This window comes from Nostoc sp. (assembly GCF_036916985.1).
GTDB lineage: Bacteria > Cyanobacteriota > Cyanobacteriia > Cyanobacteriales > Nostocaceae > Nostoc.
On record NZ_JBALFD010000064.1, the window covers coordinates 26,326 to 47,622 of the forward strand.

The 21,297-nt window shown below is 40.5% G+C and carries 22 protein-coding genes; 8 read left to right on the forward strand and 14 right to left on the reverse strand.

The window, feature by feature from the left end; genetic code table 11:
* Nucleotides 1-597, reverse strand: a complete 597-nt coding sequence (locus V7L07_RS21350; protein ID WP_335060897.1) for a DUF3177 family protein — start codon at nucleotides 595-597, stop codon at nucleotides 1-3.
* A 598-nt stretch (nucleotides 598-1,195) separates the two neighbouring features.
* Nucleotides 1,196-1,441, reverse strand: a complete 246-nt coding sequence (locus V7L07_RS21355) for a Calvin cycle protein CP12 (protein ID WP_069074399.1) — start codon at nucleotides 1,439-1,441, stop codon at nucleotides 1,196-1,198.
* 371 nt (nucleotides 1,442-1,812) lie between these two features.
* Between V7L07_RS21355 and V7L07_RS21360 the strand changes: the two genes are divergently transcribed.
* On the forward strand, nucleotides 1,813-3,045 hold the full coding sequence (locus V7L07_RS21360; RefSeq protein ID WP_334775817.1) for an FIST signal transduction protein: 1,233 nt from the start codon (nucleotides 1,813-1,815) through the stop codon (nucleotides 3,043-3,045).
* Nucleotides 3,046-3,132: 87 nt separating this feature from the next.
* Here V7L07_RS21360 and V7L07_RS21365 read toward each other — a convergent pair whose 3' ends face one another.
* Nucleotides 3,133-4,260, reverse strand: coding sequence for a metallophosphoesterase family protein (locus tag V7L07_RS21365; RefSeq protein ID WP_335060898.1), 1,128 nt, complete (start codon nucleotides 4,258-4,260; stop codon nucleotides 3,133-3,135).
* Nucleotides 4,261-4,534: 274 nt separating this feature from the next.
* Nucleotides 4,535-4,810, reverse strand: a complete 276-nt coding sequence (locus tag V7L07_RS21370) for a DUF5674 family protein (RefSeq protein ID WP_335060899.1) — start codon at nucleotides 4,808-4,810, stop codon at nucleotides 4,535-4,537.
* 98 nt (nucleotides 4,811-4,908) lie between these two features.
* Between V7L07_RS21370 and V7L07_RS21375 the strand changes: the two genes are divergently transcribed.
* Nucleotides 4,909-5,781, forward strand: coding sequence for an S-methyl-5'-thioadenosine phosphorylase (locus tag V7L07_RS21375; protein WP_335060900.1), 873 nt, complete (start codon nucleotides 4,909-4,911; stop codon nucleotides 5,779-5,781).
* 261 nt (nucleotides 5,782-6,042) lie between these two features.
* Here the strand turns inward: V7L07_RS21375 and V7L07_RS21380 are convergent, their stop codons facing one another.
* Nucleotides 6,043-6,642 (reverse strand): hypothetical protein, encoded by a 600-nt coding sequence (locus tag V7L07_RS21380; protein ID WP_335060901.1) that lies wholly within the window; start codon nucleotides 6,640-6,642, stop codon nucleotides 6,043-6,045.
* 336 nt (nucleotides 6,643-6,978) lie between these two features.
* On the opposite strand from V7L07_RS21380, the gene V7L07_RS21385 reads away from it, so the two are divergent.
* The gene (locus V7L07_RS21385) at nucleotides 6,979-7,899 is read left to right on the forward strand and encodes a lysylphosphatidylglycerol synthase domain-containing protein (RefSeq protein ID WP_335060902.1); all 921 of its coding nucleotides are present in this window, start codon (nucleotides 6,979-6,981) and stop codon (nucleotides 7,897-7,899) included.
* Nucleotides 7,900-7,911: 12 nt separating this feature from the next.
* Here the strand turns inward: V7L07_RS21385 and V7L07_RS21390 are convergent, their stop codons facing one another.
* Nucleotides 7,912-9,237: a hypothetical protein gene (locus V7L07_RS21390; protein ID WP_335060903.1), complete on the reverse strand. Its 1,326-nt coding sequence runs from the start codon at nucleotides 9,235-9,237 to the stop codon at nucleotides 7,912-7,914.
* A gap of 520 nt (nucleotides 9,238-9,757) precedes the next feature.
* Between V7L07_RS21390 and V7L07_RS21395 the strand changes: the two genes are divergently transcribed.
* The gene (locus V7L07_RS21395; protein ID WP_335060904.1) at nucleotides 9,758-9,997 is read left to right on the forward strand and encodes a hypothetical protein; all 240 of its coding nucleotides are present in this window, start codon (nucleotides 9,758-9,760) and stop codon (nucleotides 9,995-9,997) included.
* A gap of 197 nt (nucleotides 9,998-10,194) precedes the next feature.
* On the opposite strand, the gene V7L07_RS21400 is transcribed toward V7L07_RS21395, so the two are convergent.
* Nucleotides 10,195-10,746, reverse strand: coding sequence for a hypothetical protein (locus tag V7L07_RS21400; RefSeq protein ID WP_335060905.1), 552 nt, complete (start codon nucleotides 10,744-10,746; stop codon nucleotides 10,195-10,197).
* Nucleotides 10,747-10,784: 38 nt separating this feature from the next.
* On the opposite strand from V7L07_RS21400, the gene V7L07_RS21405 reads away from it, so the two are divergent.
* Nucleotides 10,785-11,060 (forward strand): hypothetical protein, encoded by a 276-nt coding sequence (locus V7L07_RS21405; RefSeq protein WP_335060906.1) that lies wholly within the window; start codon nucleotides 10,785-10,787, stop codon nucleotides 11,058-11,060.
* Nucleotides 11,057-11,308 carry a type II toxin-antitoxin system RelE family toxin gene (locus V7L07_RS21410; protein ID WP_335060907.1) on the forward strand — a complete coding sequence of 84 codons (252 nt, stop codon included), beginning with the start codon at nucleotides 11,057-11,059 and terminating at the stop codon, nucleotides 11,306-11,308. The genes V7L07_RS21405 and V7L07_RS21410 overlap by 4 nt, the downstream gene beginning before the upstream one ends.
* A gap of 106 nt (nucleotides 11,309-11,414) precedes the next feature.
* Here V7L07_RS21410 and V7L07_RS21415 read toward each other — a convergent pair whose 3' ends face one another.
* The 5 genes from V7L07_RS21415 to V7L07_RS21435 form a co-directional block, all read right to left on the reverse strand.
* Nucleotides 11,415-11,837 carry a hypothetical protein gene (locus V7L07_RS21415; protein WP_334979585.1) on the reverse strand — a complete coding sequence of 141 codons (423 nt, stop codon included), beginning with the start codon at nucleotides 11,835-11,837 and terminating at the stop codon, nucleotides 11,415-11,417.
* A gap of 68 nt (nucleotides 11,838-11,905) precedes the next feature.
* Nucleotides 11,906-12,592, reverse strand: coding sequence for a hypothetical protein (locus tag V7L07_RS21420; protein ID WP_335060908.1), 687 nt, complete (start codon nucleotides 12,590-12,592; stop codon nucleotides 11,906-11,908).
* A gap of 92 nt (nucleotides 12,593-12,684) precedes the next feature.
* The gene (locus V7L07_RS21425; protein ID WP_335060909.1) at nucleotides 12,685-13,434 is read right to left on the reverse strand and encodes a Uma2 family endonuclease; all 750 of its coding nucleotides are present in this window, start codon (nucleotides 13,432-13,434) and stop codon (nucleotides 12,685-12,687) included.
* A gap of 29 nt (nucleotides 13,435-13,463) precedes the next feature.
* Nucleotides 13,464-14,126 (reverse strand): restriction endonuclease subunit R, encoded by a 663-nt coding sequence (locus V7L07_RS21430; protein WP_335060910.1) that lies wholly within the window; start codon nucleotides 14,124-14,126, stop codon nucleotides 13,464-13,466.
* Between the two features lie 153 nt (nucleotides 14,127-14,279).
* The gene (locus V7L07_RS21435) at nucleotides 14,280-15,470 is read right to left on the reverse strand and encodes an RNA-guided endonuclease InsQ/TnpB family protein (RefSeq protein WP_335060911.1); all 1,191 of its coding nucleotides are present in this window, start codon (nucleotides 15,468-15,470) and stop codon (nucleotides 14,280-14,282) included.
* A gap of 234 nt (nucleotides 15,471-15,704) precedes the next feature.
* On the opposite strand from V7L07_RS21435, the gene acs reads away from it, so the two are divergent.
* Both acs and V7L07_RS21445 read left to right on the forward strand, forming a co-directional pair.
* Nucleotides 15,705-17,678, forward strand: a complete 1,974-nt coding sequence (gene acs / locus V7L07_RS21440; RefSeq protein ID WP_335060912.1) for an acetate--CoA ligase — start codon at nucleotides 15,705-15,707, stop codon at nucleotides 17,676-17,678.
* Between the two features lie 456 nt (nucleotides 17,679-18,134).
* Nucleotides 18,135-18,815, forward strand: coding sequence for a tetratricopeptide repeat protein (locus V7L07_RS21445; RefSeq protein ID WP_335060913.1), 681 nt, complete (start codon nucleotides 18,135-18,137; stop codon nucleotides 18,813-18,815).
* Nucleotides 18,816-19,429: 614 nt separating this feature from the next.
* Here the strand turns inward: V7L07_RS21445 and V7L07_RS21450 are convergent.
* Together V7L07_RS21450 and V7L07_RS21455 are read right to left on the reverse strand one after the other, a co-directional pair.
* Nucleotides 19,430-19,990: an antibiotic biosynthesis monooxygenase gene (locus tag V7L07_RS21450; RefSeq protein WP_335060914.1), complete on the reverse strand. Its 561-nt coding sequence runs from the start codon at nucleotides 19,988-19,990 to the stop codon at nucleotides 19,430-19,432.
* Nucleotides 19,991-20,130: 140 nt separating this feature from the next.
* Nucleotides 20,131-21,048, reverse strand: a complete 918-nt coding sequence (locus V7L07_RS21455; RefSeq protein WP_335060915.1) for an SMP-30/gluconolactonase/LRE family protein — start codon at nucleotides 21,046-21,048, stop codon at nucleotides 20,131-20,133.
* Between the last annotated feature and the right edge of the window lie 249 nt (nucleotides 21,049-21,297).

The following is a 21,297-nucleotide window of genomic DNA, read 5'->3' on the forward strand; positions in this document are numbered from 1 at the left end:
TTACTGTGGTGTGGCTGAACGTCCCTGTTTACCCAGCTTAATTAGAACAAAATAGCTTAAATAAAGCACATAAATTACTAAACTAGCTATGCCAAGAAAACCTAAGAACTCAGCCTTGCTGTTAGCATGAAAATATTCTTTGAATAGTAACGGAGCCTCGAACCATACCTGACAATAGGAAGTCTTCAGCACATTGCCAGAAAAAGCACAACCCAAAAAAGGGATAAAGGCGAGTGTGCCCAAAAAACAATAAACAGTTGTCGCCCAGCGCCAAGAAGTAAAAATAAATTTCAAAGAACCACTGGTTTGATACTCAATTTCATCGTTGATATCCACCCAGAACCACAGCGAAATCGGGATCAAAATCCGAGCCATCAACCCAGAGATAAAGCTAACTGGATACTGAGCAATCATTAAGTAAATCGTGATTGCCACTAGGCTTGCGACTCGCCAGTATATGATCAATAAGCGTTGTATACCTTCTGCTTTTTGCACAAATGCCCAAATCAGAAGAATTAGCGGAATAATTACCAAGAATAATACTGATAGTCGGTAATCAATCCAGACGAAAGGGCGAAACCAAATATTATAGTCCATAGTTTTTCTCAAACAGTAGATAAAAAATAAGTCAGAAGCCAGAATAAATCAAGTGGGGTTTTATACCACTACATGATTGTAGACTGCTAAATAAGGCAGTGGTAAAAACCCTTTTATTCAGGAGTCAGTCGAACTCCAATTCATCCTGAATTCTTCTTGATAATAGTTTATTGAACCTCGTATGACTATAAGTCACGAGTATTACAAAAAATTTATAGGGGCATACATCTGTACGCCCCTACTAACAATTAATTTGTTGTTTAATTTATAAAAATCCTAGTTTATCCCTTTGGAATAAGCCTCTTGATTCAGATAAAGAATTTACAGATGATTTCAAGTTAGTGAAGTACACAAACTAAATCTCAAAACCAGGGTATAAAGCTTGTTTTGCTTCTGTTAGGGCATCGGGGCGTAGCCTATTGTGATTCCTGAATTCTGCTGTATTTTTTGTCTCCACGACTAAATTCGGGGGCTTTAAATAAAACGCTTGCAAGTGGAGGAAATTGGTAAATCTCCGCATCCCCCACTTTGGGCGTATTCTTTGGTCAATGCTGGTTGCTTGCTGACCAAACAACAGAAAATCCGCTTGCTTCAATTTTTAGTCGTCGTAAACGCGGCATTCAATTGCATCTGGGTTGTCATCACAATACTGTTCTAGAGAGTTTTTTGGCTTACTTTGGCGCTTGTGAGAAGCTTCGGCTTGCAATTCTTCTACTGCATCCCAAGCAGCAGCACACTCTGGTGAGTTGCTACCGTTGATATCACAAACAGTACGCGCTTGTTCTACTTCTTCTTGGATTTTCTCTTGGATGTCGCCTTTTGCTGTTTCTTGGATGTTTGTCATTGCTTTAGTCTCGTCGTGTGTTGTTAATACTAGTATAGAAAATGTTCAGAAATGGCAATTTTTCGCTTGATTAATAACCATTCTAACCATTTAGCCGATCATAAGTTGGTGCTTTAGCTATTGATTTATAACCAATACAGCAAGTTAGCGTATATATAATGCATTTACTTTTATTTTTTAAGATTTTGTGGAATCAGTAGTATAGATAAATAATCATACAATATATTTAGATGCCTATATAGGGAATGACAACCCCAGCTTCTTGGGATGGTGGAGACAAAGGGCTGGTGTCAATTCTTGTAAAATGTAATTCTTCCCAAAATCAAAAGTCAAAACCTACTAGCCTAAAAAGAGAAAGAAGCTCAAAACTCATGGCAGACCAAATGCAGTGGGCAAATGCCCTATCAACCCGTCATTCTTTGGAAGCCGCTGTTACAGATGTGGTGGAACGTGCTGTCTCATCGTTAACGGCACCTGCGGATCTAGGACTGGTATTCATTTCGTCTGCTTTTACGAGTGAGTATTCCCGACTGTTACCTTTGTTAGCTGAGAAACTTTCTGTGCCAGTGTTAATTGGCTGTAGTGGTGGAGGTGTGATTGGGACAACAGTTAGCGGAGATACCCAAGAACTAGAAGCTGAACCAGCTATTAGCTTGACTTTAGCACATCTTCCAGGAGTGAAGATTCAAGTTTTTCATGTTGTTGCTGAAGAATTACCTGACTTAGACAGTTCACCAGATGCTTGGCTTGATTTGATTGGTGTACCACCCTCCCCCACGCCCCAGTTCATCTTACTTTCTAGTTCTTTCGCCTCTGGAATCAACAATTTGTTACAAGGGCTGGATTTTGCTTATCCAGGATCGGTGATTGTGGGGGGACAGGCTAGTGGTGGGGGTATGGGTGGTCGTGTTGCCTTATTTTGTAACGATGCTAGTAGTGAGGAACACCAAAACCTTTACAGAGAGGGTACTGTTGGTATAGCTTTGACTGGCAATATTGTTTTAGAAACGATTGTAGCCCAAGGATGCCGACCGATTGGCAAACCATTGCAAGTCACAAAAGCCGATCGCAATATTATTCTGGAGTTAGATGAAAAAGTACCTTTAGTGGTGTTGCGAGATTTGATTGCCAGTCTCAGCGAACAAGAACGGAGTTTAGCACAGCATTCTCTGTTTGTGGGTGTGGCAATGGATGAATTTAAGTTAGCTTTGCAGCAAGGAGACTTTTTAATTCGTGGTATTCTTGGGGTCGATCCAACAGCTGGAGCGATCGCAATTGGCGATCGCGTCCGTCCTGGTCAAAGGCTGCAATTCCACCTCCGCGATGCCCAAGCTTCTGCTGAAGACTTAGAATTACTCCTGCAAAGTTATCAACACCAGCGAGAATCTGAACCCTCTGCTGTAGCTGCTTTGATGTTTGCCTGTCTGGGACGAGGTGAAGGACTGTATGGTAAACCCAACTTCGATTCGGAACTATTTCAGCGCTACCTTAACGATATTCCTGTAGGTGGCTTTTTCTGTGGTGGTGAAATCGGCCCTGTTGGTGGCAGAACCTTCTTACACGCCTACACTTCAGCATTTGGAATTTGTCGTCAAAATCAGTAATCAGTGTTAAACCAATTTTAGATTTTGAATTTTGGATTTTGGATTGAAATAAAAATCTAAAATCTAAAATCCAAAATTGAATCACTCCTAACTTTTATCCAGCAAAAGTGTGGTGTTATTATCAATCAGTGTCAAAGTTCCAGCAGTGGCGATGCCTGGATTAGGCTGTGATGCACTATATGTCTGAATATAGCGCCGCACTTCTGGGGGAAAATGAGGATAATCTAACACTGCATCACCATCGGCAATAGTTGCCCAGAAGTCCCGCAAACCAGGGGCTAATTTTTTTGCCTGTGATAATGGTAAGTTTAATGGGGAGTGAGTTAGTAGCTTAACTAGGAAGGGGAAAGAGCGATCGCCCATCCACTGCCTTGATGACTGTTGCAAGTCGGGAAACTCCGGCACAGACTCAACGCGATGGGATAAAATTTGCAACCATTCTTTACCTTCGTGATCTCGATGAAACTCTAGCACCCGATAAGGGTGAGGGTAGCTCACTAAAGAACCAGTGGTAATATCATAAACTCCATCTGAGTAAGCAATATCCTGAACGTGCAAATGCCCGGTAAACACTAGCTTGACTCCATAGCGCCTTAGCAATTGCAACAGTTCTGCGGAATTAGATAACATATAGCGATTTGCTAGTGGATGACTCGATTGATTGGGCAAATGCTCCACTACATTATGATGCACCATCACCAGAACTAAATCATCACCAGACGCCGCCAGTACTTCTTCTAACCACCGTAGCTGTTTGGCATCTAAACACCCGACTTGCTCCCCCTGGTCATTAAAGGAGTTAGAATTCAGTCCAATCAGCTTGACTCCAGGTAGCAACTCACGAATGTAGTAAATCTGCTGTGGATCTTCATAGCCAAACTTTGTGTAATAGTAGGGAAAATCCGCAAAAGCAATTGATTGCTGATCGGCCAAAAGTACAGGAACGTCATGATTCCCAGGAACAACATAGACGGGAAAAGGAAGTTCGGCTAAACATTGTTGCAACCAAGCGTGATTTTCTGGTTCGCCGTGTTGGGTTAAATCTCCTGGTAACAACAGGAAATCTAAATCGAGTTGTATTAAATGTTCTAGTACACTTTTAAACGCTGAGATACTTACTTCCACTAGATGAAAGCGGCTGGGATGATCCCAGATTGTGTGAGGAAGTGCCAGGTGTAAGTCGCTGACTACCGCAAAGCGAAAATTGAGAGTCATTGATTTATGAAAATGTTAAAAGCAGGGGTTAAAACAAGTCTTTTTCCAAAAGTATAACGCTTGCTTTGTTTCCCTGCGTAGGAGTGCATCTACTTAATATTTGTATACATTAAGCTGCGATCGCACCCCATATACAAAGGAGATTTGGAATTAAATTATTGATGCTTTGCTAAGATATTTAAAAATTTTATCCAAATGGATATCGGCTAAAGATATAGAAAAGTTGTGGTCGGTTCAGAGATGTGAGAGTTTTTCTAGAACTAAAACCTGGAAGTCAAGCGCTCAGTATTGATCGGTTTTGGCGAGGGCGAAGATTTACCATTGACTCAAAAATAATTTTCCCAGTCACAGGCATAAAACTGGCAGCCCAAATATTTTGTTGCCTACTACCCTCATTCAACAAAACTTCTTCACAGTCAGCATGCATATCACCACCTCCAACTATTACCCGACGTTCTATATCAACTGCAAGTTTGATGCAGAACTTGTGTTCTTGGAGCATCTGCTCTATTTGTTCAGGAGTAGCACGAGCGTGAATTAACAGAATCAATGTATTTTCCTCACTTCTAAGCGTTGAGTAAAGAATAGTTTGGCAAGACATCCACGATAAAATAACTTAGCAGATCAGCAAGTAACAGGTTCAGAGTCATGGGTCAAGCTAGTATTGGAATTATTGGTGGTAGCGGTCTGTATAAAATGGATGCGCTCAAAGATGTCGAAGAGGTGCAAATCCAAACTCCTTTTGGTTCACCATCTGATGCTTTGATTTTGGGGACTTTGGATGGGACACGGGTAGCGTTTTTGGCGCGTCATGGTCGCAATCACACGCTTTTACCTTCTGAGTTACCGTTTCGCGCTAATATCTATGCGATGAAGCAATTGGGTGTGAAGTATTTAATCTCAGCTAGTGCTGTCGGTTCCTTGAAAGCAGAGGCGAAACCACTAGATATGGTGGTACCAGATCAGTTTATTGACAGGACAAAAAATCGGATTTCAACGTTTTTCGGTGAAGGAATTGTGGCTCACATTGCCTTTGGCGACCCGATATGTAAGAATTTGGCTATTGTGTTGGCAGATGCGATCGCATCTCTCAATTTACCAGAAGTTACTCTCCATCGCGGCGGTACTTATGTGTGCATGGAAGGCCCAGCTTTTTCTACTAAAGCAGAATCGAATCTTTACCGCAGTTGGGATGCAACAATTATTGGCATGACGAATTTACCAGAGGCGAAGTTGGCCAGGGAAGCAGAAATTGCTTATGCAACTTTAGCACTGGTGACAGATTATGATTGTTGGCATCCAGACCATGACAGTGTGACAGTAGAATTAGTGATTGGCAATTTGCTGCGAAATGCTGTGAATGCTCAAAAAGTGATTCAAGAAACTGTGCGCCGCTTGAGTGAAAATCCGCCAACCAGTGAGGCGCATTCGGCGTTGCAGTATGCGATTTTGACTCAGTTGGATAAAGCACCAGCAGCAACAAAGGAAAAATTAGGGTTATTGTTGCAGAAGTATTTGTAGTGAGGAATTCTCAATTCAGGAGTCAGAATTCAGAATTCAGAAGCCAGAATCAAGACGCTTCTCTACGAAGAGACTGCGCCAACGCTATCAGTGGGGCATAGATCCCATGTGAGAAGAAGGCTATAGACTTGCTACTAATTAAAAACCACCAAATCTTACAATTTGGTGGGGGTATTAAATCTATCTATTCATCAGCTACTTGTATAGAATTCATGCTGACTCCTGAATTCTGACTTCTGAATTCTGTTTCGATAACTAATTTCAATCAACCTTTCTGACTGCACCCTTCACTGCGTCACCTGCATCCTCAGCTGTGCGCTGAACATTTTTACCAGCATCATCAGCCCCACGTTGAACATTTTTCGTCAAGTCTTTGGCTGCATTTTGGGTATTTTCCTTGAGATTTTCAAATCCACGCTGAGTACCCTTAACAAGACCTTCCCGCAATTCCTCGGCGGAACTACCAACATCTTCACCCAGATTCTTCACTCTTTCGCCAAGGGGTGTACCTTGTTGGAAATTCCGAACATATTGCTCTCGGCTGTCAATTCCCTTCTGCTCAATATTTTTTTGAGCATTTTTTACTAGTGCCTCAGCTCTATCATTAGCTGCTTTTTCATCTGTCGCTCTGGGATCTACATCACTAAAGTTATTTATCCCGCCAGCAGGAGAAGAGAGAGGATTATCTTTTGTAGGATCATATCGCTGGACGTTAGGTGCTTGGGAACCTGGCTGTGGTGGCTGTGCTGCTACTCCTGGAGCGCCACAAGCCTGTGTCATAAATAAAAACATTCCTGCCAAAAAAACAGTTAAAACTTTCAGAGGACGAATGTCTTTCAGCCAATTCATTGCTTTTTTCATAGTTCTCACTCCTTGCATTTTTGTGACTAAGTTAAACTTCAACCAACATGGCATTTGGAATTATTTTTGTATGCCAAGCATTCAGAAAAATAATAACTTTTATTAATGATATTAAGAATTAAATGAGTTTTACTCTAGCGCAAGTAACATTTCATTTATTACAAAAGGAATAGTTTTATCTAACTTTAGGGAGAGATAAACTAAGATAATATAGTTGTTGTAAAAAGAGCTACATCAACCTGTTTGATACCTGAAAAGCTTTGGATATATAGCTGACATACCATAAGATTTAAGCTATTTAGCCTTTGTAGCTCTCACCGTTAAATTACTAAATCCATGAAGCAATTTTTCCGCTGGATAATTTTGGGGGGAACGCTGTTTTTTTTAGGGAAAGCTTTGAAGGATAATTGGAGCGAGGTTACTGCTATCCGCATTGATGATGTAGGATGGGCAATTATGGCGATCGCTACAGGGATAACTTTACTAGCTCATACTTGGGCAGGCTGGATCTGGACTTGGATTCTCCAAGAGTTAAATCAACCTGTATCATCTCCCCAGTTTATCCAAGTTTACCTAAAAACGAATATAGCTAAGTATTTACCAGGTAATATCTGGCATCACTACGGACGAATTGTCGCCGCCAAAAATGCCAATATTCCTACTGGTGCAGCTACCCTAAGCGTTTTGCTCGAACCCCTACTCATGCTAGCGGCTGCTTTAATCATCATTGTTCTATGCAGTAGCCAATTTGCACCAGCTAATACTACCCTTGTTATACGAGTACTACAATTGCTGAGTTTAGCTGTAGTCCTTTGTGCGATTCATCCCTGGTTTTTAAACCCAGTTATTCGCTTTTTGTACAGATTGAAAGCAAAAAAGTCTGCTGCTACCACTCAACCAACCGTTCCTTTCAGTCTTAAAAGTTATCCTCTACGCCCTTTGTTAGGAGAATTGGGCTTTATGGGATTACGCGCCACTGGGTTTATACTAACTGTATCCGCCCTGGGTTCGTTGAATGCGAATCAAATCCCTTTGTTGCTAGGGGCTTTTAGTTGCGCTTGGTTATTGGGGTTTGTCGTACCGGGTGCGCCTGGTGGCTTGGGTGTGTTTGAAGCGACTGCGTATGAACTTTTACGACACCACTTTCCAGCAGCTTTAGTATTTAGTGCGATCGCTGTATATCGTCTCATTAGTATTCTAGCTGAAACTGCGGGTGCAATCCTCGCTTGGCTAGACGAACGCCTTGCTAAATCATAAATCAGGCAAAACTTATTTTTTTCTATCTACCTTCATCTGTGAAAACACACGATAACCATCGAGATTTAACTGCTGATTACTGCTTTGTTCTTCTTCTTCCATCTTAATCAGGTTATATTCTACGTTTTCTGCATAAATTGCAAAGGTGATATTAAAAATCTCGATAAAATTTATTACTCCCTTGCATTCCTCTTCTGAATATTTTTCGTAAAAACGAATCAGATTAGCAATGCGAGTTTCTAAATGTCTGCGAGAATTTCTAGAAATCAAAATAATCTTTAACAGAATAATTACCAATGTTAGAGCATTGCCTTGGTTCAGCAATAAGACAAATAATGATGAAGGCTCTTTGCCATTTTGTGTTGTCAAGCAATCAATCACTCGATTACAGGTTCTCAAAAATAATTCTTTAGTGATATTTTCTTGATTATAATCTGTCTTCCATAAGGATAAACTATTTACAAACTGCTGCCGCCAAGCCTCTATCGATTCTTTATTGTCTACAGAAATAAATAGATATTTTTCCAGGTTTATTTTAAATTCTTCTAGAGTTTGGTTTTGAGTTTGCTTGATAAATATATGGGCAATATTTTCATGACTAAACACACCTCTTTTTAAGACAATTGCTTTGATTAAACGCAGAGCTTGATCTCCCAGAATACTGGGATTTGTATAACGTGCTGTACTTGAGACGGCAGATTGAGAACGAGCAATATACATTGCTAGTTCAAACTTAAATTTGTCTTTCATCTGTTTAGAAAGCCTTCTAGCAGCCTCTTGTTGCTCTTTAGGATTCTTCTCATTAACAGATTGATCGATTAATAAATAGGAAGTGTAGCGATTAGCCCAATGACCTTTAGATGATTCCTCGTATTTAGTAGCAAATAATTTCAAATCCTTGTAATCTTTGCTGTTGACAAAATTCTCTAGCCAACTTTTACAAATCTTTACTACTGGAGGATTATTGTCTTTTATCTTGAGATTTTCATTAACAAATAAATTAACTAATTCTTGGATATATTTGTCTTTTCGGTTAGTTTTCCAATTATTAACTATGATGTAGCAACACCGCTTAAGTGTATTACATAATTCCTGCTCGTTATCATCTAAAAAAATACTATATATTCCAGGTATATAATCGGAATCTTCTGAATCAAGACCATCTATAAATAAACCTTTGAATTCGCGTAAAACATCCTCTGGTGGCAACTTTTTGACAATTTCCACGAAGAAGCTATAAACCTCATCTTGTGCAATTTGCACATTTACTTGTTTAGAGTTAGTAGACTTAACACAATGGGAATCTTCCTGACTAATTGATAAACGATGAGCGGTCATTTCAGTTATCAGGACAAAAATACTTCCTGTTCATATTATTACCAGCTTAACCTTGCTGAACAGTAGCATCAATCTATTCTTCAGTGATTCAGTAATTTTTTTACACAAATTTGATTAACCAAGACCATAAATAAAGTATTAAAGACAAATTGTTTAATACTTCATCAAATAGTTCAGTGAGATTACTTACTTGTGAAGGAGGTTAGGAGATTGTAATACAGTTCATATCAGCCCAAAACCCTCATGTAGAGACGCGATAAATCGCGTCTTCTTTAGACTACACTAATAACCCCAAGCCTATTGCAGTGTAGGTAACTCTTGGGGGTGCTGCGCGAACAGTCCTACACTAACCAAATTAGAGATTTAGAGGCTGGCTAAAACCCAATACGCTTGGGTTAAGGGCTACTGGCAACAATTTTGGGTTTTCAAGATGCCATAAATCGACGTCTCTACAAGTGTTTTGGGCTTATCTGAACTGTACTGGGCTAAAATCCTTGCTCTCTCTGTCTCATTAACTATCGTGCTAACAATTTTCCAGAGTCCGAGGGATGCTTTTGCTGCGGGGATAGCGATCGGCGGTAGTCGGCTTCACCGCATGATTCCTTACGATGAAAACTTTCAGATTCTTACCTTACCTACAACCTCAGAGGGAAAGGCGAAAGTTCAATCTGGAAGCGGCGTAAAAATTAACTCAATCTATTACTGGTCTAATAGTTTTCGTGACCCGCAAATTGAAAATACCTCTGGACTGGCTCTCTAGGAAGCTAGCGCGAATAGTGGGACTGACACAAGACAAAGCACTCCAGACAGACGAGGAGTGGGAAGAGTTCATGGCAGTGTGGGAGGATAGTTACGATGGTTCTCTTGGAAAGTGAGCAATTGCCCTTACTCGATTTTTAGAGGAAAAGTTAAGGATGCGTAGTTTACCAATCGTACTCAAGCCTAAAAATAAGCAATTTAACCAAGATAAGGATATTGTGGCGGTTTGATTTTCAATAATTCTGTCCAGTATCGTATAGCATTATATTTGGTGGTTTCGATGTCACGCGATTTGTGAACTCTGCCTATTTCCATTAGAAAATATGTAAGTTTAAGAGCAGTAAGTAAGTTAATCAACCCTACAGCTTTAAAATGTTGTAAAAATAAGTGAATAATAGTTTGTAATTTTTGTTTATGACGAAAATACATCCACCATTTCATTTGATGTATGGCGATACTGTTTTGATAAACTAATGTAGTTTCTACTTGAGTTAATTTATCTTTAACTTGATGATAAAACTGTATTTCTTTGTCAAAATTACCTGCTTTCTGGGCTAAAGCAGCATAATCCGCTAATTGATAAGCCTGACTAATTAAGTTACCTGCCGTTTCTGCCTGCTGTTGAGTATAACCAAGTTTCATATATATAGTAGCTGCTGCTGATGCCAATTGGGCAAACTCCTCAGCATCATGTAACCAATATATTTGTGCTTGTAATTCCCCTAGTGTGGCTGCTAAAGTCTCATTCATATTCAATCTAACTTTTCCTATAAGGCAATCTGGTAGTGATGCATTCAGGGTTTCCTCTAAGAGGATGTTTGAAAAGTCGGGCAGTTTGTAAAAAAACTCTCTCAGTATACGCTGATCGGGAAGCTTTTTATGCATTAACGGACAAACTTAGAGAAGAACCAGGAATTGAAATTACCTCAACAGAGCAAATGCATGAGCTAATTGAAGCAAGGTTAGATGAGGCTGATGTAAGAGATGCTCATACAGCATTAGAGGAAATTGCAGGGCTGGGGACAACACCCTTTGAAGAAATTAAAAAGGAGCTAGGGATATGAGCTACCAAGTAGCATTAGCACCTTCAATTGTGCAGAAAATTACAGAATTGGACTCAGAGGTGCAGCAACGACTAGCACAAAAGTTAGAGGAACTAGCATTAAATCCACGTCCAGAAGACGCTCACCCATTGAAGGATACTGAACGGTTGTATAAGGTTCGTTTGGATCAATACCGCATTATTTATCAAATTCAGGATCAAGCCTTACTACTAACAGTGATAAAGATTGCACATCTCAAAGATTATTAAAGCTTATCTGGAAAAGCGATCGCCTATATGCTACTCAATCGTCACTAAAAGAAAACCTGAAAACCCTTGAGTTCACAATTTACTCACCACTACGCAACTAAAAATCTCACAGAATATCTGCCAACTTTACCAGCAAACTATTTGCTAAATCTGTATCAACACTATTTTCTTCACTAACTAACAAGTGCCTCACAGCAGATAATCTGTCATGGTTTTCAGAAATTCTCCAAGATTCTTCTAAATTTACTGCAAAATCAAACAGCGATCGCTCTCCTAAGTGCTGTCTTACTTTCACTGCTACACTATCATTACTTACCAAAAATTCTTTGATCGTATCTAATTGAAAATTACCCAATATTTCGTCATGTCCCCACGTTTCTAGCCAGTCTCCATCCACATCTTCAACGTAAATATTGACAAAATCAACCCCATAAGTTAACCAGTTCTGCTGCATTTGTCGCGCTGTTGCTAAAGCTTCAGCAAATGTATCTACTTGATTGTTGCAGTGAGTTTCTCTTTTGTTAGCCATAAAAGCTCTAATTAGCACGTAAGTATGTAGGCTAGAACACAAATCTGAAATATCAAATTCCTGAAATTTCACGAAAATTTTAAATATTTGCCACCAGAAAGGTAATCACTGTTATACAGGGCCACGTTGACTAACTGGTTTACAAAATTAGCATCCTTGGGATTGTAGCTTAAGAACAACCCTCTCTCGATTTCCCACGATCGCAGTGTATTTTGCCAAGCTTCGTACTTTTGATGATTAAGTTCTTCACTAACACTTGTAACTTGAATGCACAGTGGTTGATTGTTACGACTAACAATCAAATCTGTTGCCATAGAAAGGTCGGCAATATAACGCTGCCAAAAACTACCTTCTCGTTGAACTATATCTTGGGCTATTGATCTAATGATATCATTATCGACCTGATTAAATTCGCCTGCCATCAATTTTTGTTTCCAAATATAAAACTTGGAGTCACTTGCATTTATCCATCTGGGAAAGAGATAACCATACCAATATCTCTCAATTGGCGTCATTAGCTCGAACTTTGCTTTTTGTTCTTCTGAAGGTAATGATTTGATGATCAGCCATATTGTCGAATCTGTAATCACCTCTAGCAGGAAGGCAATGACAAAGGGTTTTGCAGTCAGGGAACCTGGTTTGATGTTCTTTACCCAACGATTGATTTCATCTAATCTTCTCGCTAAATTATGATCTACCGAGGAGGCTTGCTCGATAAGGGACTTTAGCTTATCCTTAATCTCTTGTGCTTGCAAACGATGCCCTACTTTCAGAAGATAACTCTTTTTTTACACACTTTCAACTAAATCTTAACCCAAAAATGTCTTTAGTTAATTTCCTGATGTCATTAAATATTCTCTAGGTCGATGCCCTGTGTACGTAAAACCTCCCGCAATCGAGCAATTTCTTGCTCTGCTTGTTGGACACGTTCTTTTGCTTCTTGGGCACGCTCTTCTGCCTGTTGGGCACGTAAACGTTCTTGTTCAGCCAATTCCTCTGATGATAGTATTAATTGATTTTCAGTAGTGAAGAATCTTAATTTACCTTCATAAACTCCCAAATAAAGTTCTAACTGCTGACTCCACAAACGTCCATCAGTGGTTACTTGGATTTCTTGATACTTACCATCAACTAAATGAAATCCCTGAAGTTCGGTTGTTACAGGGTCAAACCAGAAATAATCTGGTGTACGGAAGGTATCTTGGTAAACTTGTTTTTTTAAACCTTTATCGACTGCTGTCGTCGAACTTGACAAAATTTCCACAATTAGGTTTGGATATTTGCCGTCTTCTTGGCAAACTACCCAACTCTTACGGTCTTTTTTCTGGGTTCCCAAAACTACAAAAAAGTCTGGGCCACGGAAATGTTCTGATTTTTTCTGGTTAGGACTATAGTAAATTGTCAAATTGCCAGAAGCATAGAAATCTTGCCGTTCTCGCCACCATAATTTAAGGATGCGAATCAGTAAATCGATTTGTTCTCGGTGTAGGTCACTTTCCAAGGGTGGTTCGTCACTCAGTATATCGCCAGGAGGAAAAATCACTTCGTCCTCTGAAATATTATCAGAGATGAGTTCTAGGGTAGCAGGTTCAGACATCAGTGATCGCTCCGCAATTTCGGTTCATTTTACTGAAAAGTCGGTAACTTACAGATAGCTTTGAAAACTTGTAATAACTCGATTGCACCGGGAGATTCATTCAGACTTAATAATGGCATTAACTGATAAGTTGGCTGCTGTTCATCTCTTAAATAAACAAATTGATAACGCAGTCCGTTAGTTACCAAACCCCAAACTGATGGTAGTTGGTCTAAACTCTTAAAAGCATAAGTGAGTAATTGAGGTAAACCCTCACCTACTTCAACCGCGCTGTTTTTAGTTTCAATCACTACAACCCAAAAAGGCGATGCAATCATACTTTGAGGATTGTTGATTGCTAAAATATCCATCCGCCCGGTAATTCTTCTATCTTCATCTTCGACTGCGTTGTTTACCGCCGCAGGCATCGCAATACTATCTTCCATTGTCAACCGAATTGGCACATCGTAAAATCCAGCTAGCCGCATTAGTGGCGCGATAGTTATAAACTTAACCAAACCTTCAGATATTTTACGTGCGCTTAAATAACGTTCAAAGTCGCTTCTGATTCGCAATAAATCCTGCTGTTCAAACTCAGAGAGTGGTTCTAAAGTTAAGAAATCTGTAAATGAACCACTTGAAAGCTTTTCTAGTTTGAGAAACCGATGAACATCGTTGAGAGATAAGCTGCTAGCTTCAACGGTAAGCGTCATAATTTCAGGCTTTGTTTGTCAAGACTACTTACAATATTGCAACATTCCCAGTAGATAGGTTGCAAAACCTGTTTACATTTCTTGATCGCTTGCTTTTGGTAGATGAAAATGAATTTGACACTCCCCGGCGTGAACGCACGGGGATTCTTCTATCTACGAGATAGCTTGCTCTGACAGGATTGCTCCAATTAGAGTAGAGGCGATTTCTCCAGAAGCGTTGCTTGCATCTAGTGCAAAGGTTCCAGTATGCCCTACTGTACCCAATCCTAAATTAAGAATGTTTAGAGAGGCGTTGTGATCTCTATCTAAATTGCATCCGCATTGACAAACGTGTGTGCGAGTAGACAGAGACTTTTTTACAATTACGCCACAGTTAGAACATACAGCAGAAGTATATGTGGGATTTACCGCAATAGTAATCCTTAAAAACACTTTCCCAAAGTACTCCAACCAAACTCTAAATTGATACCATCCAGCATCATTGATTGATTTCGCTAGACAGTGATTTTTCACCATGTTCTTAATCCTCAAATCTTCGTAGACTACAACATCGTTTAATGTGATTACGCACCTTGCCAACTTCACGGCATGGTCTTTACGCTGTCTACTTATTTTGAGGTGAACTCTACCTAATCTAGTTTTAGCTTTACGTCTGTTGCTAGAACCTTTAACTTTTCTGGAAACAAGTCTTTGCGACCGCTTTATTTTCTGTTCCCCAGTTCTATAGAACTGGGGATTTTGAACTTTATTTCCAAGTGAATCGGTGTAAAAGCAATTTATTCCTACATCTAGCCCAATTGTCTGATGAGTGGGTTTAATGGTTTCTGTCCGCTCTGCTGATATGGAAAACTGAACATAATAGCCATCTGCACGTTTAACTAATCGGACACGCTTTATTTGCTCAGGCTGATAAAAATTCAGGTCACGAGTACCTTTCATCTTAAGAGTGCCGATTCCATTTTTATCGCTAAATAAAATAGATTTTCTGTTTGGCGATAACTTCCAGCCAGTTGATTTATACTCCACGCTTCTACAATCTTTTTGAAAAGTTGGATACCCCTTTTTACCCAATACTTTTTTCTTGCAGTTGTCGTAGAACCGAGATATAGAAGCCCATGCCCGTTCTGCTGCGGCTTGTCTGGCCATTGAGTTTAACTTATTTGCAAAAGGAAACTCTTTCGCCAATAATGCACAATGTCGTGAGAGTTCAACCCAAGACGAAGCTTGACCGTCCATCCACAATCTAATCGCTTTATTCCGAATAAACTGGGTTGTTCGGATAGCTTCATCAATTGCTTGAAACTGTCTTGCTTTGCCGTAGGTTTTAAACTCAAAAACTAACATGGAAATTTCTGTTTATCTTACTCTTATGATAGCATGGTCATCATAAGATAATCAAAAATAGCAAGAAAATACAATCTAAAGCTGTCTTGGAAGGAGGCGGCTTTTACCCAAATTTTCGGTAAACTAAATAACTCGGCAATTTCCACCCAGCTTAACGAAAATCTAAACCCTGTGTAGCACAACTGGGCTAAGAATAGTTTTTAGTAACAATCGCGATCGCACTCATAACTAACCATGTCTCAACCAACCATCGAATCAATCCTACAAGAGAATCGCCTCTTTCATCCTGCCTCGGAATTCTCGCAGAATGCCCATATCAAAAGCCTGGCTGACTATCAGCGTCTCTACGCTAAAGCCAAAGCCGATCCGCAGCAATTTTGGGCAGATTTGGCTGGAACAGAATTAGAATGGTTTCAAAAATGGGATACGGTACTAGACTGGCAACCACCTTTTGCTAAGTGGTTTGTCGGTGGTAAGATTAATATTTCTTACAATTGTCTTGACAGACATCTCACAACCTGGCGCAAAAATAAAGCCGCACTGATTTGGGAAGGAGAACCAGGTGATTCGCGTACTCTTACATACTCCCAACTGCACCGGGAAGTTTGCCAGTTCGCCAATGTATTGAAGCAACTGGGTGTACAAAAAGGCGATCGCGTTGGTATTTATATGCCGATGATTCCCGAAGCGGCGATCGCGATGTTAGCCTGTGCCAGAATTGGCGCACCCCATAGTGTGGTATTTGGTGGTTTTAGTGCCGAAGCTTTGCGCGATCGCTTAATTGATGTTCAAGCTAAACTAGTAGTCACGGCTGATGGTGGTTGGCGCAAAGATGCGATCGTTCCTCTCAAAGAACAGGTCGATAAAGCTTTAGCTGATGGTGCTGTTCCCAGTGTCGAAAACGTGCTAGTTGTCAAGCGCACTGGACAAGAAACTTATATGCAGTTGGGCGGACGCGATCATTGGTGGCATGATTTGCAAAAAGGTGCATCAGCAGATTGTCCCGCCGAACCGATGGATAGTGAAGATATGCTGTTTGTCCTCTACACTTCTGGCAGCACCGGCAAACCGAAGGGTGTAGTGCATACAACTGCTGGTTATAATTTGTATAGCCATATCACCACCAAATGGATATTCGACCTGCAAGACACCGATGTATATTGGTGTACTGCTGATGTCGGTTGGATTACTGGACATAGCTACATTGTTTATGGTCCTCTTTCCAACGGTGCAACCACAGTGATGTATGAAGGTGCGCCTCGTGCTTCTAATCCTGGCTGTTTCTGGGATGTAATTGAAAAATACGGTGTTAATATTTTTTATACCGCACCTACGGCAATTCGGGCATTTATTAAGATGGGCGAACACCATCCCAACGCGCGCAACCTGTCTTCATTGCGTTTGTTGGGAACCGTTGGCGAACCGATTAACCCGGAAGCTTGGATGTGGTATCACAAAGTCATTGGTGGCGATCGCTGTCCCATTGTTGATACTTGGTGGCAAACGGAGACAGGCGGTATCATGATTACACCACTACCAGGCGCAATCCCCACTAAACCAGGTTCTGCAACTCTTCCCTTCCCTGGAATTATTGCAGATATCGTGGATTTAGAAGGAAACACCGTACCTAATAACGAAGGCGGTTATCTGGCGGTGCGACATCCTTGGCCAGGAATGATGCGGACAGTCTACGGCGATCCAGAACGCTTCCGCCGCACCTACTGGGAACACATTCCGTCTAAGGATGGTAACTATATTTACTTTGCTGGTGATGGCGCAAGACAAGATGAAGACGGCTACTTCTGGGTAATGGGTCGTGTGGATGATGTACTGAATGTCTCAGGACACCGACTTGGTACAATGGAAGTAGAATCAGCCTTAGTTTCGCATCCAGCGGTTGCAGAAGCGGCGGTAGTGGGGAAACCTGATGAACTTAAGGGCGAAGAAGTAGTTGCTTTTGTGACTCTAGAAGGCACTTATCAGGGAAGTGAGGAACTGATTAAAGAACTCAAACTGCATGTTGTCAAAGAAATAGGTGCGATCGCCCGTCCGGGAGAAATTCGCTTTACAGACGCTTTACCCAAAACGCGATCGGGTAAGATTATGCGGCGCTTATTGCGGAATCTAGCCGCAGGGGAAGAGGTATCTGGTGATACTTCCACACTGGAAGATCGGAGTGTGTTGGATAAATTACGGGAAGGCGCATAGAAATTTTAGATTTTGGATTGGCATTTCCTGTATTGGAGATGCCTTTCTATAATCGCACTGTTGCTAATTTCAGCTGGGAGCATCTCAATGAGTGTAAAAACATGCCTGCCCTGGCGAATGGAATTCGCGGCTATACAGACAAAACCCACCTCCGTGGGTTTCAAATTCTTTGAGTCCGCGTAGGCGGCCTACCCTTCGGGAACGCCAAGGGCGAACGTTTGTGTAGCCGCGATTTCTAATCGCCTGGTATAGTATAGCTAAAGCGAATAAAATTCGTAGTTATACAAACTGTCGTCCGCCTGTGCAGACTAAGAATTGAAGCTTTGAAACCCTACAGAGGTTGGTTTTGCTTGGGTAGACGCAATTTCTAACGGCTCATTTCAGTTGTAGTGCGTTACATGCTAACACGGCACATTTTATCATGGAGATAAGAACATTATCGAGGCGTTGAGGGCGATGAAGCTGAAGAGCAAACTAAAATCAGCATTTGTTCAACCTTTTAGCTGCATGATGCTGAGTATTCTCGCTGTAATGGGGATATCACCATTAGTTTTAGCGGTTCCTGGAAGAGTTTCGTTGCATACGCCAGAACAGGATACATACAAAGAACCACAAAAACTAGCACAATTTTCAGGTGCAGATTCACCAGAGCGATCGCAGCTGCTACAACAAGCTAATGCTTTATATAATCAGGGAGACTTCAAAGACGCAGAAGAAAATTTACGTAAATTCATTAAAAAATTTCCAGAAGATGCCTTTGGACACTTCCAACTGGGAAATGCGCTTTTTCAGCAAAAGAAATCAGAAGAAGCAATTAGCGTTTATCGAGAAGCCATTCGCCTCCAGCCAAAATATGCTCTAGCTTACAATGCGATCGGTATGGCTTACGCTAGCCAAAGTCGCTGGCAAGAAGCCATTACTGAATATAAAAAAGCTCTGGAAATTAATCCTAATTATGGCGAGGCGTTGACTAATTTTGCACTGGCAATGTGGCAAACCAATAAAAAAGACGAGGCGCTATCTTCTTTAGAAAAAGCTTTAAATATTTTCAAAGAACAGAATAGAGGTGAAAAAGTCAACCAAGTCGAACGAATTTTGCGAGAAATTAAAACTGCTGATGAACCTAGTGTTTCATGAAAATCATATTATTTAGAGTTGCTGCGATCGGCTTTAAGGATGCTTTGCAAAAACTGCGATCGGGTATTATCCAGCAGATTCCGTGGAATTTTGCTACTGGGTAAGAGGTATCCGGTTTTTAATTATTGTGTGGTGGGCTTTCCAGCCCGCTCTCTTAAAAGCATAGAAATAGAACACTTGTAATGATAAAATCAGGCTCGTTTATTCTCAATTGAAGTTGTTGTTATGGTTTAATCTTTTAAATCATCAATGTAAAATTCTGTCGCAGTTATTTGCCATTCTATCCAACCTAATGGCTTAATCAATAAGCCCTCTATGAAATATTCCGAATAATCCACACTAGCGTCATAACTATAATTGAATTCATTATTGAATAAGTGTTGTCTAAAGCCTTTAATTTGTTCTTGATTGTACTCATTAAAAATTCTTTTTGATGATATTACTCCTTTAAATATGATCTTATACCAATTTTGTATGAAGATGCACAGAATATTAAACGAACCGCCAACGCGGAGCGTCTCTAAGAGAAGAGCGCCAAGAATAGAGAGTTACTCATTTAGTGCAACTTCACATTAAATTGGTATAAGAGAGTTGAGTTAAAGTAATTTCAATTGCTAAACTTTTCGCGATTTAGGATATAGCCAGAAGCTAAACAAACGGCTAACTCTAGGCATGACAACATAAGTCAGCAGCAAAACCATTGTAATGGTAATAATTAACGAAATAATCAAGGGTGGTAAACCGCGAATTAGAGGCGTGATAAATGTATTCAACAAATTAATCAACACAAATACTGCTCCCCAAGTTAGCAATGCTATTTTATAGCGTGGTGGAGTTCTCAGCGGTTGACCAGGAAGAGAAAACCAAGCTTCTAATCCGCAGATTTGTTGAACATCAGGATCAGATTCTACCAAATGTTTACCTTGATTCAGCCAATATTCGCGATCGCGCGATGTCATCCACGCCTTTAAATTTTCATAACCGTCAAACCGGAAGATGATCACATATTCATTTCTTACCCCAAGTTGAGGACGAATCACATTTGTTCCCAGATGACCTATATAGGTTCTAGAAACTCTGGTAATTTCTTTCAACCAAGCCTCGTAAGCAGTTTCACATCCTGGTTTGACAACTTGTGTAATGACCACGGTTACAAATTGATCGTCCTGTTCCATCTCCATCAATTTTGGATTTTAGATTTTTTCACGTAGCTTGTTTTCGCGGGGTGAGTATCAATTTGCTTGTTGTAGAACACTTTTAAATTTGGGATTTTGAATTTAAAATCCCAAATTTAAAATATAAAATTCGGCCACGCTCAAGTCAAGGGATATCCAGCTTTTCCAACCTCAAGCCGAACAACGTTGGCAGGAACCACACCATTAGGCGGAGGTAAAAACATTCCGCCATTAGTTACAACATAAATCGCAGTGCGATCGCTTTTACTTTGACCAAAAGCCACAGCTGTACTACCAATTACACCTGCCTCGGCTTGAGCAATAATAGTAGTACTGCGATCGCTGGCAATTCGGACTACACTATTGTATATATGCGTCGCTCCGTAAAGATTGCCTTCCACATCAAAGGCAAAGTCATCAATATTAGTTTGCTCAACAAATATTTCCGGCTCACCTGGTTGATTTGCAGCATCAACGGGAATCCGCAACAACAACATTTTTTCCGTATTTGAAACGTAGAGGAAATCACCAAAACGCTTCAAACCATTTGCCGCCGGAGTGACATTTGCCGAATTGCTACGAGCAAGTAAAGGATGTTCTAGCCAAATCGATCCATGACGTTGAGCGATATCAATCAGCCAAATTGCACCCCGATATGAATCTGCTGTCAAATACTGAGTGTCAGAAAGTGGAGTGATGCCATTGAGAAATATTGCATCTGGCAGTGTTAGTAAGGTTTCTACTGTTCCATCATTGGCAACTAAAGAAATTACTGGTATAGAATCAGCATTCCAACCTGTGGCCACCAAACCCCCATTAGCAGTGAAAGCCAGACCGCTCACTTTGCCCTCAACAGTAGCATGAATCTGCTGATCGCCATCTGGACTAATGCGAACAATCTTGCCAACTTCGTGGTTACTTACAAATATTGTGCCATCTGGTGCGATCGCTAGATTTTCTAAAAAAGTATTGACAGGAAACGAGGTAATAACTTTAACAGGAGCCAATTCAATCGGCTTCTCTGCATAAATAGACGGTAAAACTGCGGAATCTCCCATATTAACCTACCACTGTAATTGAATGGGCCCACCAAACTTTCGCATCTCTGCAATGATTTTGATGAATTGCAATATGACCAACATGATACCGCAGACTCCCGATAACAATCGCAAGTTTCAATCCCTAATAGGGATTTTGGTTAATTGCAAGCCATCGATTTGGAATATCTCAAGTTTGCAGATTTTAGTTTCAATCCCTAATAGGGATTTTGGTTAATTGCAATGCGGCAGGCTGAAAGCCGAGCTATA